Consider the following 14,935-nt stretch of genomic DNA (forward strand, 5'->3'; position numbering starts at 1 on the left):
GGCACCCAGGTGGAGAGGGCGAACACCGGCAGGCGCGTGCTCGGCGCGCTACTGACCGTGGCCATCGGCGCGACGATCGCGGGCTGCAGCAGCACCGGCGGCCTGCGCGCGGAGCAGCGTGCCAAGGAGGCGCGGGCCAACGGCTCGGCCGTCGACACCCCGCGGTGGAAGATCGCCATGGTCACCCACGCGGGAGCCGGCGACACCTTCTGGGACATCGTGCAGAAGGGCGCCAAGCAGGCCGCCGCCAAGGACAACATCACCTTCCTGTACTCCAACAGCGACCAGGGCAAGGACCAGGCGCAGCTCGTCCAGACGGCCATCGACCAGCGCGTCGACGGCCTGGTCGTCACGCTCGCCAAGCCGGAGGCCATGAAGGACGTCGTCCTGAAGGCGGAGAAGGCCGGTATCCCGGTCGTCACCATCAACTCCGGCTCCGCCGAATCCAAGGAGTACGGCGCCCTCGCCCACATCGGCCAGGACGAGACGATCGCCGGCGAGGCCGTCGGCGACGAGCTCACCGGCCGCGGCAAGAAGCACGTCCTGTGCGTCCTGCACGAGCAGGGCAACGTCGGCCACGAGCAGCGCTGCGCGGGTGTGAAGAGCACCTTCAAGGGCACCACGGAGAACCTGTACGTCAACGGCACCAACATGCCCGACGTCCAGTCCGCCCTCCAGGCCAAGCTGCAGTCCGACCCCTCGGTGGACGCCGTCGTCACTCTGGGCGCGCCCTTCGCCGCCACCGCCGCCAAGGCCAAGGAGGAGGCGGGCAGCCGGGCGGAGGTCGACACCTTCGACCTCAACGCCCAGGTCGCCGCCTCCTTGAAGGCGGGCACCATCGGCTTCGCCGTCGACCAGCAGCCCTACCTGCAGGGCTACGAGGCGATCGACCTGCTGTGGCTCCACCGCTACAACGCCGACGTCCTGGGCGGCGGCAAGCCGGTCCTCACCGGCCCGCAGATCGTCACCAAGGACGACGCGGCGGCGCTGGAGGACTACGCGAAGCGGGGCACCAGGTGAGCGCGGAAACCCTGCTGCCGCCGCGCCGGTTGACCCACCGCCTGCTGGGCCGCCCCGAACTGGGCGCGGTCGTCGGCGCCGCCGCGGTGTTCGTGTTCTTCGCGGTGTCCGCCGACTCCTTTGTGCGGCCCGAGAGCATGGGCACCATCCTGTACGCCGCGTCCACCATCGGGATCATGGCCGTCCCGGTCGCGCTGCTGATGATCGGCGGCGAGTTCGACCTGTCGGCGGGTGTCCTGGTCACCAGTTCCGCGCTGGTGTCCTCGATGTTCAGCTACCAGATGACGGCCAATGTCTGGGTCGGCGTCGGCGTCTCGCTGCTCATCACCCTCGCCATCGGCTTCCTCAACGGCGTCCTGCTCGTACGCACCAAGCTGCCGAGCTTCATCGTCACGCTCGGCACCTTCCTGATGCTCACGGGCGCCAACCTGGGCCTGACCAAGCTCATCGACGGCACGGTCAGCACCAAGTCCATCGCCGACATGGAGGGCTTCTCCTCGGCCCGGGCCCTGTTCGCCTCGCACCTGACGATCGGCGACGTGGACCTCCAGGTCACCATCGTCTGGTGGGTCGCGCTGGTGGCCCTCGCGACCTGGGTGCTGCTGCGCACCCGCGCCGGCAACTGGATCTTCGCCTCGGGCGGCAACCCCGACGCCGCCCGCGCGGTCGGCGTCCCCGTCGCCCGCACCAAGATCGGGCTGTACATGGCCGTCGCCCTCTGTGCGTGGATCTCCGGGCAGCACCTGCTCTTCTCCTTCGACGTGGTGCAGTCGGGGGAGGGTGTCGGCAACGAGTTCCTGTACATCATTGCCGCGGTCATCGGCGGCTGTCTGATGACGGGCGGCCACGGCTCGGCCATCGGGTCGGCGGTCGGCGCGTTCATCTTCGGCATGACCAGCAAGGGCATCGTGTACGCGCAGTGGAACCCGGACTGGTTCAAGTTCTTCCTCGGCGCCATGCTGCTGCTGGCGACGCTGCTGAACGCGTGGGTGCGCAAGCGGGCGGAGGCGGCCAAGTGACGGCCCTGGTGAAGCTGACCGGCGTCGGCAAGTCGTACGGCAGCGTCCGCGCGCTGGAGGACGTGTCCCTGGAGGTCCACGCCGGGGAGATCACCTGCGTCCTCGGCGACAACGGCGCGGGCAAGTCCACTCTCATCAAGATCATCGCGGGGCTGCACCCGCACGACACCGGCACCTACGAGATCGAGGGCGAGGCGGTCCGCCACACCTCGCCGCGCGAGGCCCTGGACCGCGGCATCGCCACCGTCTACCAGGACCTCGCCGTCGTCGCGCTCATGCCGGTCTGGCGCAACTTCTTCCTCGGCTCGGAGCCGCGCGTCGGTCGCGGCCCCTTCAAGCGCCTCGACGTCGCCACGATGCGCGCCACTACGCGCGCGGAGCTGCTGCGCATGGGCATCGACCTGCCCGACGTGGACCGGCCCATCGGCACGCTCTCCGGCGGCCAGCGGCAGTCAGTCGCCATCGCGCGGGCGGTCCACTTCGGCGCGAAGGTGCTGATCCTGGACGAGCCCACGGCAGCGCTCGGCGTCAAGCAGTCCGGCGTCGTGCTCAAGTACGTCGCCGCCGCGCGGGACGCGGGCCTGGGCGTGGTGCTCATCACGCACAACCCGCACCACGCCCACCTCGTCGGCGACCGCTTCGTCCTCCTGCGCCGCGGCGAGGTGTCCGGCGCGTACACCAGGGACGGCATCTCCCTGGACGACCTCACCCGCGAGATGGCCGGGGGCAGCGACCTCGAAGCCCTCACCCACGAGCTGCGCCGCCCCACCGCCTGACGGACGCCCCCGCCGGTGCACTGGGAGTACACCGGCGGGGCAGAAGCACCATGTCGCCCCTTTTCGCGGCGCCAGGGGCGGCCGCCCGGAGACGTCGAAGGCCCCCACTTAGAATCACTGAGGACCCACCCCCGACCGCCGGAGAGACGAGCCTTGCGAGCGACCGAGCAGCAGCCCCGGACCGGAACCGCGGCGGTGAACAGATGAGCACGTACCGTGAGCGCGCCTACCGCGGAGGTTCCGCGCGTTCCTCCAGCAGTTCCACCCTCCTGAGCACCGTGGGCCGCCGTGAGCGGCGCTCGCACCTCACCGCCCCGCGCGTGCCCACCGTCGGCATCGACATCGGCGGCACAAAGGTGATGGCCGGCGTCGTCGACGCGGACGGCAACATCCTGGAGAAGCTGCGCACGGAGACGCCGGACAAGAGCAAGAGCCCGAAGGTCGTCGAGGACACCATCACCGAGCTCGTCCTGGACCTGTCGGAGCGACACGACGTGCACGCCGTCGGCATCGGCGCGGCGGGCTGGGTGGACGCCGACCGCTCCCGGGTGCTCTTCGCGCCGCACCTGGCCTGGCGTGACGAGCCGCTCAAGGACCGCCTCACCGAGCGCCTCCGCGTCCCGGTCATGGTGGACAACGACGCCAATACCGCCGCCTGGGCGGAATGGCGCTTCGGCGCCGGCCGCGGCGAGAACGACCTCGTCATGATCACGCTCGGCACCGGCATCGGCGGCGCGATCCTGGAGGACGGCCACGTCAAGCGCGGCCGCTACGGGGTGGCGGGCGAGTTCGGCCACATGCAGGTGGTGCCGGGCGGCCACCGCTGCGCCTGCGGCAACCGCGGCTGCTGGGAGCAGTACAGCTCGGGCAACGCCCTGGTGCGCGAGGCCCGCGAGCTGGCGGCCGCGGACTCGCCGGTCGCCCACGGGATCATCGACCGGGTCGGCGGCCAGGTGCGGGAGATCACCGGTCCGCTCATCACGGAGCTCGCCCGTGAGGGTGACGCGATGTGTGTCGAGCTCTTCCAGGAGATCGGCCAGTGGCTGGGCGTCGGCATCGCCAATCTCGCCGCTGCCCTGGACCCTTCCTGCTTCGTCATCGGCGGCGGCGTCAGCGCGGCCGACGATCTGCTGATCGCCCCCGCCCGGGACGCGTTCCGGCGGCACCTGACCGGGCGCGGCTACCGCCCCGAAGCGCGTATCGTCAAGGCCCAGCTCGGCCCAGAGGCCGGGATGGTCGGTGCCGCGGACCTGGCACGGCTGGTCGCCCGTCGCTTCCGGCGTGCGAACCGCCGCCGGGTCGAGCGGTACGAGCGCTACGCGAAGGTTGTCGGCAAGTGAGCAGTCCCCCCTTGAGGAAGCCGCCCCGCTGGGTGCAGTGGACGGTCGTCCCGCTGCTGGTCCTCGTGCCCGTCTTCTACGTGATCATCTCCGCGGAGCAGAGCCGCGACGGAGGCGAGCAGAAGCAGAAGGTCGCCGCGGCCACCACCCTCACCTACACGTGGCCCACCAAGGTGCAGCGCCGCATCTACCAGGTGCCGATTCCCGCCAGGTCGCGCCCCGTGGCCTATCTGGAGACCAACGACTGGGCGGCGAGCTCGCTCTATGTGCAGTTCACCACCAACCAGGGCGGCCTCGACACGTTCCTGGCGCAGGTGGGGAGCAGCCGGGCCGCACTCAGGGACGGCCAGGTGACGGTGAGCGCCAAGCAGGCGCGCACCGTGCGCTGGGCCTTCGACTCCGGGCAGCGCTGGGCCGGGGTGCGGCTCCAGCAGCACGGCGACAAGCCCGACCACGACATCACGGTCGACCTGACGAGCCCGGACGCGCCCGTGGTCTACGTCGTCTCGACCATGGACTTCGTCTGAGTCGGTGCCGGACCGGCCGGGCGGGGGGCGGTGGCACGGCTCGGTCGTTCGCTCGATAGCGTGACAAGCGTGAGCGACGAGCAGACCCCGAAGACCCTCCAGTACCGCTTCGACGGCCCCGAGGACGCCCCGGTCGTCGTACTCGGCCCCTCACTCGGCACCACCTGGCACATGTGGGACCGGCAGGTGCCCGAGCTGACGCGCCAATGGCGCGTCCTGCGGTACGACCTGCCGGGACACGGCGGTGCGCCCGCCCACCCCTCGGCCTCGACCGCCGAACTCGCCGACCGGCTCCTGCGCACCCTCGACCAGGCCGGGATCGAGCGCTTCGGCTACGCCGGCTGCTCCTTCGGCGGCGCCATCGGCACCCAGCTGGCGCTCCGCGCCCCGCACCGAGTGGCCTCCCTGGCGCTGATCTCCTCGGCCGCCCGCTACGGCACCCCCGACGCCTGGCGTCAGCGCGGCGTGATCGTCCGGGCCAACGGGCTGGACCAGATCGCCCAGAGCGCCCCGGAGCGCTGGTTCGCCCCCGGCTTCCGCACCACGCAGACCGCCATCGTCGACTGGGCCGTGCAGATGGTGCGCAGCACCGACCCCGAGTGCTACGTCGCCGCCTGCGAGGCCCTCGCCTCCCACGACGTCCGCGCCGACCTGGACCGGATCGCCGTCCCGGCGCTCGTGCTGAACGGCTCCGAGGACCCGGTCACGCCCCCGGCGGACGCCAGGGCGCTGGTGGCCGGGATAACCGACGCGCGGCTCGCCGTCGTCCCCGGCGCCTCGCACCTGGTGCCGGTCGAGCAGCCCGCGGCGGTGACCGAACTGCTGGTCCGCCACTTCGAGGCCCCCTGGTCCGAGCCGACCGGCACGTACGCCATGGCGCCGGCTCCCACCTCGCCCGTCGCACCCATGACCGCGCCCCTGTCCGAGGGGCCGTCTGCGGTGGCCCCCTTCGCCGGCGGGGGACCGGCGGCCGCCATGGGTGTGCGGCCGGGCGCCTACGACGAGGGCGACCGCATCCGCCGCGAGGTGCTGGGCGACGCCCACGTCGACCGGGCCGCCGAGCAGGCCGACGGGTTCGGCGTGGACTTCGAGGACTTCGTCACCCGCTACGCCTGGGGCGAGGTCTGGAACCGGCCCGGGCTCGACCGCCGCACCCGCAGCGTGGTCAGCCTGACCGCGCTGGTGGCCGGCGGCCACCACGACGACCTCGCCGCGCACATCAGGGCGGCGCTGCGCAACGGGCTGAGCCCCGCCGAGATCGAGGAAGTGCTGCTCCAGACCGCCGTGCACTGCGGGGTCCCGGCCGCCGGCGCCGCCTTCACGGTGGCGCGGCAGGTGATCCGGGAGGAGACTCACCCGGGGGAGTGAGACCGCGCGCGGCGCCCGTATCCCGGTACTTCCCGCACCAGGACGGTGCGCCCGGCCTCGGCCATGATGGCCATGCAAAGGATCACCGCCGCGGAGGAGAGTCATGAAACTGACGAAGAAGGGCCACGCCTGCGTCCGGCTGGAGAAGGACGGGCGCGTGCTCGTCATCGACCCCGGCGCCTTCACCGAGCCGCAGGCGGCGGCCGGGGCGGAGGCGGTCCTCGTCACCCACGAGCACGCCGACCACTTCACCGAGGAGCAACTGCGCGCCGCCCTGGAGTCCAACCCCGGCGCCGAGGTCTGGACGCTGAAGAGCGTCGCGGACCAGGTGTCCGCCGCCTTCCCCGGCCGGGTGCACACCGTCGGCGAGGGCGACACCTTCAGCGCGGCGGGCTTCGACATCGAGGTGCACGGACAGCTCCACGCGGTGATCCACCCCGACATCCCGCGGATCACCAACGTCGGCTACCTGCTCGACGGCTCCGTCTTCCACCCCGGCGACGCGCTCACCGTCCCGGGCCGCTCGGTCGAGACCGTGCTGCTGCCGGTGCAGGCCCCCTGGAACAAGGTCTCCGAGGTCATCGACTACCTGCGCGAGCTCAAGCCGGCCCGTGCCATCGACGTGCACGACGGCCTGCTGACCGACGTGGCCCGCACTTTCTACGATCTCCTGCTCGGCCCCGACGGCCCGGGCGTGGGCGGCACCGGGCACGGCAGGCTCGCGTCCGGCGAGAGCGTCGAGCTGGGCTGACCCGCGCGCGGCGGCGGGCGGGACCGGTTGTCGGACGCGGGCGGTAGATTCGGTGCCATGCGCATCGCCACCTGGAACGTCAACTCCATCACCGCCCGCCTGCCGCGGCTGCTCGCCTGGCTGGAGGACAGCAGCCCGGACGTGCTGTGCGTCCAGGAGACCAAGTGCGCCGAGGCGCAGTTCCCCTTCGACGAGCTGCGCGCCCTCGGCTACGAGACCGCCGTCAACGCCACCGGCCGGTGGAACGGGGTGGCGCTGCTCTCCCGTGTCGGCCTGGAGGACGTCGTCGTCGGCCTGCCGGACGGCCCGCTGTACGAGGACGTCGAGGAGCCCCGCGCGGTGTCGGCCACCTGCGGCGCGGTCCGCGTCTGGTCGGTGTACGTGCCCAACGGCCGCGAGGTCGGCCACGACCACTACGCCTACAAGCTCCGCTGGTTCGAGGCGCTGCGTGCCGCCGTCGCCGAGGACGCGGCGGCCGAGCGGCCCTTCGCCGTCCTCGGCGACTACAACGTGGCCCCCACCGACGAGGACGTCTGGGACCCCACCGTCTTCGAGGGGATGACGCACGTCACCCCGGCCGAGCGGGAGGCGCTGGCGAGCCTGCGCGAGGCGGGACTGAGCGACGTGGTGCCCCGGCCCCTCAAGTACGACCGCCCGTACACCTATTGGGACTACCGTCAGCTGGCCTTCCCCAAGAACCGCGGCATGCGCATCGACCTGGTCTACGCGAACCAGCCGTTCACCAAGGCCGTGAGCGACGCCTACGTCGACCGCGAGGAGCGCAAGGGCAAGGGCGCCTCCGACCACGCCCCGGTGGTCGTCGACCTCGACGTCTGAGCGCTGCGGGGCATCCCGACCGCGAAGCGGCCGCCGTGCCGGCGCTGGAACTCCATCCAGCCACCGGGCGACCCGGGCGGGCAGGGCAGGTGGAAGGTGGCGGGGGCTGCCACCTCGCGCAGGTCCACCACCAGTGCCTCGTCCGGGAGCCCGGCCAGGGCGGCGGCCAGTTCCGGGTCGGCGCCGCGGCGGGCCGCGGCGACCGGGACGCCGTGCAGGTCGGGCCGGTAGGAGACCACGTGGGAGGTCTCGGCCAGCCGTTCCAGCACGGTGGCGTTGTCGGCCGAGGGGCCCTGGCCCTCCAGGATCTGAGCCCCCGTGCGCTCCAGTGCCGCCAGCCCCGCGCAGGCGAGCGCGGTCACCCAGGCGACCAGGGACGGCGCCACGTAGGCCCAGGTCTCCTGGAACACCCCGGTCGCGGCGAACACCCGCCCCCAGGCGCCGGTGCCCGCGTCCACGTCGACGAAGAGCGTGTCCTCGCCCGCCTCGTGCAGCAGATGCGCCGAGCCGGGCGGTCCCACCGCCCAGCCGCCCGTGGCCAGTCCTCGTTCCGGCGCGAGCTGGTACTCCTCCTGCCCGCCGATCCTGACCGCCCGGACCCGCCCCACCAGGCGGCGCACCTCCGGCGGCAGCGACACGCCCCAGCCGTCGATCTCGCCCTCGCCGGCGCCGGGGGTCAGGCGCACCGCTCCCGGCGCGCGTTCCGCCAGTTCCTCGAGCAGGCGCCAGGCGCGGTCGGCCGTCCGCAGGGCGGCCTCCCGTTCATCAGACATCCCGTGCCCTTTCTCGCACCGGGCGGCTTCACGCTACGTATTGTGCGGCAACGGAACGTATACAGCGTGCCGTTGTGGTCCGCTGCCCGGCCGCGCACGGGCTCCCGCCCGGGAGCGGCGCCGCGGGAATCACCCGACCGGAGTCGGTTACGGGGGCATCCGGCCGAACACTCGCGGGGCGGGTGCGCGCGAGGAGGAGCGCTCGACACAGACTGTGCACGAGACTTTGAGGAAGGCGTACGCCATCACCATCCGGCTTTTCGTGCGGACGGCATACGCTGACCTGCATGGAGATCTCGTTCCTCGACAAGTGGCGCAAAAGGTACGGTGAGGTCGCGGGCACGGCCCTGACGGGGCCGGTCCTGGACGACCCCGAGGGCGTCGGTGAACTGCTCGCCGAATGCGAGCTGCTGCGCGCCCGTGCCGAGTCCGAGGGGGTCGCGCTCGACGACACTCCCGCGTCGCTGGGGAGGGTCGACCAGTTGCAGCCGCGCTGGCGCGACGACCCCGACGAGCTCTCCTGGCTCGGCAATGACGCCGGGCTCTACCTCGGCACCGTCATCGTGCGCACGGTGCCGGGCGCCGCCTGGCAGGTCTGGCCCAACGGCCGCCCCGTGGTCATGCTCGCCTCCGGACGTGAGCTGGACGTGGTCGAGGCCGGCCACGAGTGGGCCGAGAGCGGCACCCCCGAACTGTCGCAGGTGTACGCGGAGGCCTCGGAGCCGTAGGCCGCCGCCCCGGACGTCAGATGACGCGTTCCGCCTCGCCGAGCATGGCCTCGAAGAAGCGGTCGAAGCCGTAGAGGACCGAGCCCGGCGGGGTGGCGGAGAGCCGGTAGACCATGGAGCCGCGCGCGTCGCCGGGCCGTCCGATGACGGAGACCCAGGTGAGGCCGTCGAGCCGGACCAGCCGCCACACCGGCGTGGTCCGGTAGCGGTACACCTCCAGGCGAATCGTTCCTTCTTCGGCGAGCACGGCAAGCATGTCCTCGGCGAACCGCAGGCTCGACACGAAGAACCGCGGCGTCTCGCCGACCTCCTCGGCGATCCGTGCCACCGCCGGGCTCTCCGGGTGGAGCAGCAGCAGTCGCAGACGCGGCACGTCCGCACGGCCCTTGCCCGTCAGCGGGCCGCGCAGCAGCGAGTCGCCGAGCGCGACCAGTCCCAGGGCCCGGACCCCCACCACGTCGACCGACTCCGCCCCCGCGGCCGCCTCGCGGATCTCGGCCGCCGCCTCGGACTTGGTCAGGGCCACGGCCGCGACACGCGGATGGTCCGTCAGATCCCGCGTGCCGTAACCGCTGAAGCGCTGCGGGGCGAGTCCCAGGAGCAGCCGCGCGTGGTCCGGCATGCGCAGACCCTGCGCGATCCGCTCGAAGACGTCGAGGCGCACGACCGAGCGGCGCCCGCGCACGATCTCGTTGACCCGGCCCTGCAGCAGCCCCGTCGCGGCGGCGATGCGCGACTGGCTGGCGCCCCCGTACTGCTGGGCGAAGCGGAGGATCGCCCCGGCGTCACGGGCGCGCAGCGCCTCGCGTATCTCGTCGCGCTCCCACGCCCAGGACGGTATCCCGACACCGTCGCCGGAACCCGGTTCCGACATCCACGCCTCCCGTCCACGCCACGGCAGCACCGGCGTTACCAGCGGGTATGTCGTGGTGAGAATAGCGCGGGGGTATCGCGTGCACACCGGCTTCACGGGAATGCTCGGCGCCACCTACGAGACCTGTGAGGTGGACACATGCGGGAGAACCCGGCCGCGAGACCGCCCGTCCTGAGCCTCGCCCCCGCCTGCGGCCCGGACGGGGCGGCCGCGACGCCCCCGGACTCCGTGGATACCCGGGAGCGGCGGGCGGAACCCCCCGGCGCGCCGCGGGCTTGCACCTTCCTCGACGAGGTCTTCCTGCCGTGCGACGACCTCGCGGCGGCGCACGCCCGGCGCATCCTCTCGGCGACCCTCGACACGTGGGGCCTCGGGCACCTGCTGGGGACCGCCGAGGCCGTCCTCGCCGAACTGGTCGGCAATGCCGTGCGGCACGCCGGGGGCCGCCACGTGGGCATCACGCTGTGGCGACGGCTCTCCCTGGTGCACCTGTCGGTGCGCGACGGCTCCCGTGCGCTGCCCTGTCTGAGGCTCGTCGGGCCGCCCCCCATCTGCCCGGAGAACGGCAGCGGTCTGCAGGCGGTCTCCTCCCTCAGCTTCCGCTGGGGCACCGAGCTTCTCCCGGCCGGCAAGCGTGTCTGGGCCGAGATCGCCGTCTGACGGGGCGTCGGGAGGTGCATGATGAGGGCATGGACTCCCTGCAGCAGATGCCCAACATCGGAGCTGTACTGGCGGAGCGCCTCCGCCGGGTCGGCGTGACGGACGCCGACGAGCTGCGGCGCCTCGGAGCGGGACGTGCCTTCGCGATGATCCGCGGGGACCTTCCCGAGGACGCGCGCAGCCACACCCTGTTCGCCCTGGAGGGCGCGATCCGCGGCACCCGCTGGACCGCCATTCCCAAGCCCGAGCGGGACGCGCTGGCCGGGCAGGTCCTGGGGGAGGGGCACGCCGACGCCGCCGCGGGGAGCCAGTAGCGCCGGCGCCCCCGCGCGTCCCTGTCGCGCCCCGGTTCCCGTCGTGTCGGCGCCTACGTCCACGGCTACGGCACCGGGCGCCGTGCCGCGCCCCGGCGCGATCGCGACGCCACGCGACGCGCGTCGGGCGCCGTGGTGTGCACTTCCTGCACAGTCATTGACTTTCGCCCCGTGTCGCGTCGAATCTGAACCGTCAGCGTTGACAGGGGGAGGGCCCGATGGCTGTCGGACGTGCGTCGATCCTGGGTGTCGCGGCTGCTGCCGCCGCACTCCTGCTCACGGCCGGGAGCGCGGTGCCGGCCGCCGCGCACGGAGGCGCCGGTCACGGACACGGGGACGGACCGGGGCACAGGCACGGCCACCGTGACGCCTATGTCGCGCTCGGCGACTCGTACACCTCCGGGCCGCTGATCCCCACTCAGGTGGATGTCAACTGTGCCCGGTCCAATCACAATTACCCCTCGCTGGTGGCCGACCGGCTGCGCGGCGCGGACCTCACCGACGTGAGCTGCGGCGGCGCCACCACCGCCGAGATGTGGCAGCCGCAGGGCACCAATCCGCCGCAGCTGGACGCCCTGTCCCGTCGGACGTCCCTGGTCACCGTCCAGATCGGCGGCAATGACGTCGGCTTCGGGAGCATCATCCGCACCTGCGCCGGGGCCGCGCTCGGCGACCCCACCGGCAACCCGTGCCAGCGGTACTACTCCTCCGGCGGCAGCGACCAGTTGAGCGCGGCGATCGACGCGACCGCCCCGAAGATCGACGCCGTGCTCGGCGCCGTCCACCGGCGCGCCCCGCACGCCCGCGTGGTGGTCGTCGGCTATCCGGACCTGCTCCCCGACAGCGGCGTCGGCTGCCGGCCGGCCGTGCCCTTCGCCGACGGGGACTTCGCGTACCTCCGCGACACCGAGAAGCGCCTCAACGCGATGCTCGCCCGCCGCGCGAAGGCCGCCCGCGCCACCTACGTGGACACCTACACGCCGACGGTCGGGCACGACATGTGCACCGCCCCCGGCGTGCGCTGGATCGAGCCGCTGACCCCCGCCTCCCCGGCCGCCCCCGCCCATCCCAACGCGCTCGGTGAGAAGGCGATGGCCGCCGCGGTCCTGGAAGGGCTGCACGGCCACAGGTGAGACCGGCCGCACCCGCGGCCGGCCCGGCGGTGGTCACATGATCATTCCGAGGCCGCTGTCACGGCGTCCGGGCGGACGACCGGGGTGACGGCGGCCCGGGTGACGTCGGAGACGATCTCCACGACGTCCGGTCCGTACGCCTGCGAGTTGACGACCTTCAGCAGCAGGCAGAACGTCCCGTTCACGCCGTACTTGCGGGTGAGCCGGCCGTAGTGGCGTGCCAGGTAGCGCACCGCCGCCTGATTGGTGACCGCGCGCTGGCCCGAGGCCAGGAAGACCGGGCGGCTGTTGCCGGTGTTCTCGTCGGCGGCGAGCCGGGCCAGCAGGACGTACTCGGCGGTGCCCTTGTCCATGCGGTAGGTCTCGCCTCCCACCGTCAGCGCGCCCTGGTCCGGGCCGGACTTATCCTTGCCGACCTCGACGCCCGGCAGCATCGACCGCAGGTGGGCCGCCATGCGGTGGTTGGAGACCGGGCCGCCTATGCAGAACTCGGTGCGTGCGCCGAAGCCCTGCCAGGCGGTGTCGTGCGGCAGGATCTCGGCGTTGGCCCGGCACTCCTTGATCAGCGCGGAGAGCTCGATGAGGGCGAAGACGTCGTGCCGCGCCACGCTCCACTCCCGTGCGCCCGGATCGCGGTTGACCACCAGCAGGCACTCGGAACCGGCGGGCAGCCCGAAGAAGCGCTGCTTGCGGCGGAGCCGGCTGCGCCACACATAGGTGCGCACGAACCACCCCAGTGCGGCGCTCAGGCCGCTCGCGGCCAGACCCAGCACGATGTTGCGCACGTCGTCGCTCATGGGCCGCGATGGTAGTTGAGGTGCTCCTGACGAGGAACCCGGGGTCGGGTTACGCTGCCTGGACGGTCGCCCTAGTGGAGGTCCACGTATGCGTCGTCACGCCGCACGGATCCTGTCGCTGCTCACCGTCACCGCCACCGCGGCCCTGTCGGTCGCGGCGGCCCCGCCCGGCGGGCCGGCGGCCCATCACGGCCCACCCGACAGGGCACCGCTCGCCGTCGGCTACGGCGGCGCCGTCTCCAGCGTCGACCCCGACGCCTCGGCCGCCGGCATCGAGGTGCTGCGGCGGGGCGGGAACGCCGTGGACGCCGCGGTCGCCACAGCCGCCGCGCTGGGCGTCACCGAGCCGTACTCCTCCGGTATCGGCGGGGGCGGCTACTTCGTCTACTACAGCCCTGGGGACCGCAAGGTCCACACCATCGACGGCCGGGAGACCGCGCCCCGCAGCGCCACCGACCGGCTCTTCGTGGAGAACGGCCAGCCGCTGCCTTTCGACGCCGCCGTCACCAGCGGCCTCGGCGTCGGCGTCCCCGGCACGTCCGCGACCTGGGACACCGCACTCGACGCCTGGGGCACCCGGAGCTTGGGCGAGATGCTGAAGCCCGCGGAGCGGCTCGCGCGCGACGGCTTCACCGTGGACGCCACCTTCCGCAGCCAGACCGAGGGCAACCTCGCCCGCTTCAAGGACTTCCCCGCCACCGCTGCCCTCTTCCTGCCCGGCGGGCAGCTGCCGGCCGTCGGTTCCACCCTCAAGAACCCCGATCTCGCCCGCACCTACGAGGAGTTGGGCCACAAGGGCATCTCGGCCGTCTACGACGGCGAGATCGGCGCCGACATCGTCAAGACGGTGCGCAAGCCCCCCGTCGACCCGGCCGCCACCCGCGTCGTGCGGCCGGGGGACCTCACGGCGCGCGACCTCGCGGCCTACCGGGCGAAGGTGCAGAAGCCGACCCGTGTCGCGTACCGCGGGCTCGACGTGTACGGCATCGCGCCCTCCTCCTCCGGTGGCACGACGGTCGGCGAGGCGCTCAACATCCTGGAGCGCACCGGCAACCTGTCCCGGCTGTCCGACGCCCAGTACCTGCACCGCTTCCTGGAGGCGAGCCGGATCTCCTTCGCCGACCGGGGGCGCTGGGTCGGTGACCCGGCCTTCGAGAAGGTCCCCACCGCCGGGCTGCTCTCCCAGCGGTTCGCCGACTCGCGCGCCTGCCTGATCAAGGACGACGCGGCGCTGACCAGCCCGCTCGCGCCCGGCGACCCCGCGCACCCCGGGACGTGCGGCGCGGGCGGCACGGCCGCCCCCACCACCTACGAGGGCGAGAACACCACGCACCTGACCGTCGCCGACAAGTGGGGTGGCGTCGTCGCGTACACCCTCACCATCGAGCAGACCGGCGGCAGTGCCATCACCGTGCCCGGCCGCGGCTTCCTGCTCAACAACGAGCTGACCGACTTCTCCTTCGTACCGGCGAACCCCGCGGTCCACGACCCGAACCTCCCCGGCCCCGGCAAGCGGCCGCGCTCCTCCATCTCGCCGACGATCGTGCTGAAGAACGGCAAGGTCGACTTCGCGCTCGGCTCACCGGGCGGCGCCACGATCATCACCACCGTTCTCCAGGTGCTGACCGAGCACGTCGACCGGGGCCTGCCGCTCGTCGACGCCATCGCGGCCCCGCGCGCCAGCCAGCGCAACACCGCCACCACCCAGGCCGAGGCGGCTTTCCTGGCCGGTCCGGCGGCGGCGCAGCTGAAGGCGCTCGGCCAGAACCTGGTGGAGGGCGCCGAGATCGGGGCGGCGACCGGTATCCAGCGGCTGCCGGACGGCCGGTGGCTGGCCGCCGCGGAGCCCGTGCGCCGCGGCGGCGGATCCGCGATGGTGGTCCGGAGCAGCGGTCACTGAATCCTGACAGGTCCTCACATGCCGCCCGCCGTCGAGGGGATGACGGCGGGCGGCGGCATGGTGCGGAGGGCGTGCGCGGGTGCGCGCGCTCCTGCCGCACCCCGGGTGAAAACTCCCT

16 protein-coding genes are annotated in these 14,935 nt (G+C 72.8%); 13 read left to right on the top strand and 3 right to left on the bottom strand.

Annotated features, from left to right (window positions below; all coding sequences use genetic code 11):
* Positions 1 to 9: 9 nt before the first annotated feature.
* From ACFYXS_RS11980 to ACFYXS_RS12015, 8 genes are all read left to right on the top strand, one after another.
* Positions 10 to 1,020, top strand: coding sequence for a sugar ABC transporter substrate-binding protein (locus ACFYXS_RS11980; protein WP_389246646.1), 1,011 nt, complete (start codon positions 10 to 12; stop codon positions 1,018 to 1,020).
* Positions 1,017 to 2,039 carry an ABC transporter permease gene (locus ACFYXS_RS11985; protein ID WP_389246649.1) on the top strand — a complete coding sequence of 341 codons (1,023 nt, stop codon included), beginning with the start codon at positions 1,017 to 1,019 and terminating at the stop codon, positions 2,037 to 2,039. The genes ACFYXS_RS11980 and ACFYXS_RS11985 overlap by 4 nt, the downstream gene beginning before the upstream one ends.
* Positions 2,036 to 2,815, top strand: a complete 780-nt coding sequence (locus tag ACFYXS_RS11990) for an ATP-binding cassette domain-containing protein (RefSeq protein ID WP_389246651.1) — start codon at positions 2,036 to 2,038, stop codon at positions 2,813 to 2,815. Before ACFYXS_RS11985 ends, ACFYXS_RS11990 begins: the two co-directional genes overlap by 4 nt.
* Positions 2,816 to 3,018: 203 nt before the next feature.
* Positions 3,019 to 4,155: an ROK family glucokinase gene (locus ACFYXS_RS11995; protein ID WP_389246653.1), complete on the top strand. Its 1,137-nt coding sequence runs from the start codon at positions 3,019 to 3,021 to the stop codon at positions 4,153 to 4,155.
* Complete coding sequence (locus ACFYXS_RS12000; RefSeq protein WP_389246655.1) at positions 4,152 to 4,682, top strand: hypothetical protein; 531 nt, start codon at positions 4,152 to 4,154, stop codon at positions 4,680 to 4,682. Before ACFYXS_RS11995 ends, ACFYXS_RS12000 begins: the two co-directional genes overlap by 4 nt.
* A gap of 69 nt (positions 4,683 to 4,751) precedes the next feature.
* Positions 4,752 to 6,050 (top strand): alpha/beta fold hydrolase, encoded by a 1,299-nt coding sequence (locus ACFYXS_RS12005; protein WP_389246657.1) that lies wholly within the window; start codon positions 4,752 to 4,754, stop codon positions 6,048 to 6,050.
* 103 nt (positions 6,051 to 6,153) lie between these two features.
* Complete coding sequence (locus tag ACFYXS_RS12010) at positions 6,154 to 6,801, top strand: MBL fold metallo-hydrolase (protein WP_389246659.1); 648 nt, start codon at positions 6,154 to 6,156, stop codon at positions 6,799 to 6,801.
* Between the two features lie 57 nt (positions 6,802 to 6,858).
* On the top strand, positions 6,859 to 7,638 hold the full coding sequence (locus ACFYXS_RS12015; RefSeq protein WP_389246661.1) for an exodeoxyribonuclease III: 780 nt from the start codon (positions 6,859 to 6,861) through the stop codon (positions 7,636 to 7,638).
* Here the strand turns inward: ACFYXS_RS12015 and ACFYXS_RS12020 are convergent.
* Positions 7,563 to 8,411 carry a hypothetical protein gene (locus ACFYXS_RS12020; protein ID WP_389246663.1) on the bottom strand — a complete coding sequence of 283 codons (849 nt, stop codon included), beginning with the start codon at positions 8,409 to 8,411 and terminating at the stop codon, positions 7,563 to 7,565. The two genes, ACFYXS_RS12015 and ACFYXS_RS12020, sit on opposite strands and share 76 nt — an antisense overlap.
* Before the next feature lie 287 nt (positions 8,412 to 8,698).
* Here ACFYXS_RS12020 and ACFYXS_RS12025 point away from each other — a divergent pair, with 287 nt between their 5' ends.
* Positions 8,699 to 9,139 (top strand): DUF6278 family protein, encoded by a 441-nt coding sequence (locus tag ACFYXS_RS12025; protein WP_389246665.1) that lies wholly within the window; start codon positions 8,699 to 8,701, stop codon positions 9,137 to 9,139.
* A 16-nt stretch (positions 9,140 to 9,155) separates the two neighbouring features.
* Here ACFYXS_RS12025 and ACFYXS_RS12030 read toward each other — a convergent pair whose 3' ends face one another.
* Entirely contained in the window at positions 9,156 to 10,013 is an 858-nt protein-coding gene (locus tag ACFYXS_RS12030) for an XRE family transcriptional regulator (RefSeq protein ID WP_389246667.1), read from the bottom strand.
* A gap of 138 nt (positions 10,014 to 10,151) precedes the next feature.
* On the opposite strand from ACFYXS_RS12030, the gene ACFYXS_RS12035 reads away from it, so the two are divergent.
* The 3 genes from ACFYXS_RS12035 (at position 10,152) to ACFYXS_RS12045 (ending at position 12,120) form a co-directional block, all read left to right on the top strand.
* Positions 10,152 to 10,673: an ATP-binding protein gene (locus ACFYXS_RS12035; protein ID WP_389246669.1), complete on the top strand. Its 522-nt coding sequence runs from the start codon at positions 10,152 to 10,154 to the stop codon at positions 10,671 to 10,673.
* A 29-nt stretch (positions 10,674 to 10,702) separates the two neighbouring features.
* A complete protein-coding gene (locus ACFYXS_RS12040) occupies positions 10,703 to 10,987 on the top strand; it encodes a TfoX/Sxy family DNA transformation protein (RefSeq protein ID WP_389246671.1) in 285 nt (94 codons plus the stop codon).
* 218 nt (positions 10,988 to 11,205) lie between these two features.
* The gene (locus ACFYXS_RS12045; protein WP_389246673.1) at positions 11,206 to 12,120 is read left to right on the top strand and encodes an SGNH/GDSL hydrolase family protein; all 915 of its coding nucleotides are present in this window, start codon (positions 11,206 to 11,208) and stop codon (positions 12,118 to 12,120) included.
* A 41-nt stretch (positions 12,121 to 12,161) separates the two neighbouring features.
* Here the strand turns inward: ACFYXS_RS12045 and ACFYXS_RS12050 are convergent, their stop codons facing one another.
* Positions 12,162 to 12,917 (bottom strand): hypothetical protein, encoded by a 756-nt coding sequence (locus ACFYXS_RS12050; RefSeq protein ID WP_389246675.1) that lies wholly within the window; start codon positions 12,915 to 12,917, stop codon positions 12,162 to 12,164.
* Between the two features lie 88 nt (positions 12,918 to 13,005).
* On the opposite strand from ACFYXS_RS12050, the gene ggt reads away from it, so the two are divergent.
* A complete protein-coding gene (ggt, locus tag ACFYXS_RS12055; protein WP_389246677.1) occupies positions 13,006 to 14,817 on the top strand; it encodes a gamma-glutamyltransferase in 1,812 nt (603 codons plus the stop codon).
* Positions 14,818 to 14,935 lie beyond the last annotated feature (118 nt).

The organism is Streptomyces sp. NPDC002574, assembly GCF_042889545.1.
Lineage (GTDB): Bacteria > Actinomycetota > Actinomycetes > Streptomycetales > Streptomycetaceae > Actinacidiphila.

Coding starts and splice junctions, on each gene's coding strand:
- ACFYXS_RS12045 (WP_389246673.1), top strand. CDS start 11,206: ATGGCTGTCGGACGTGCGTCGATCCTGGGTGTCGCGGCTGCTGCCGCC.
- ACFYXS_RS12035 (WP_389246669.1), top strand. CDS start 10,152: ATGCGGGAGAACCCGGCCGCGAGACCGCCCGTCCTGAGCCTCGCCCCC.
- ACFYXS_RS12025 (WP_389246665.1), top strand. CDS start 8,699: ATGGAGATCTCGTTCCTCGACAAGTGGCGCAAAAGGTACGGTGAGGTC.
- ggt (WP_389246677.1), top strand. CDS start 13,006: ATGCGTCGTCACGCCGCACGGATCCTGTCGCTGCTCACCGTCACCGCC.
- ACFYXS_RS11995 (WP_389246653.1), top strand. CDS start 3,019: ATGAGCACGTACCGTGAGCGCGCCTACCGCGGAGGTTCCGCGCGTTCC.
- ACFYXS_RS12050 (WP_389246675.1), bottom strand. CDS start 12,917: ATGAGCGACGACGTGCGCAACATCGTGCTGGGTCTGGCCGCGAGCGGC.
- ACFYXS_RS12040 (WP_389246671.1), top strand. CDS start 10,703: ATGGACTCCCTGCAGCAGATGCCCAACATCGGAGCTGTACTGGCGGAG.
- ACFYXS_RS12015 (WP_389246661.1), top strand. CDS start 6,859: ATGCGCATCGCCACCTGGAACGTCAACTCCATCACCGCCCGCCTGCCG.
- ACFYXS_RS12030 (WP_389246667.1), bottom strand. CDS start 10,013: ATGTCGGAACCGGGTTCCGGCGACGGTGTCGGGATACCGTCCTGGGCG.
- ACFYXS_RS12010 (WP_389246659.1), top strand. CDS start 6,154: ATGAAACTGACGAAGAAGGGCCACGCCTGCGTCCGGCTGGAGAAGGAC.
- ACFYXS_RS12020 (WP_389246663.1), bottom strand. CDS start 8,411: ATGTCTGATGAACGGGAGGCCGCCCTGCGGACGGCCGACCGCGCCTGG.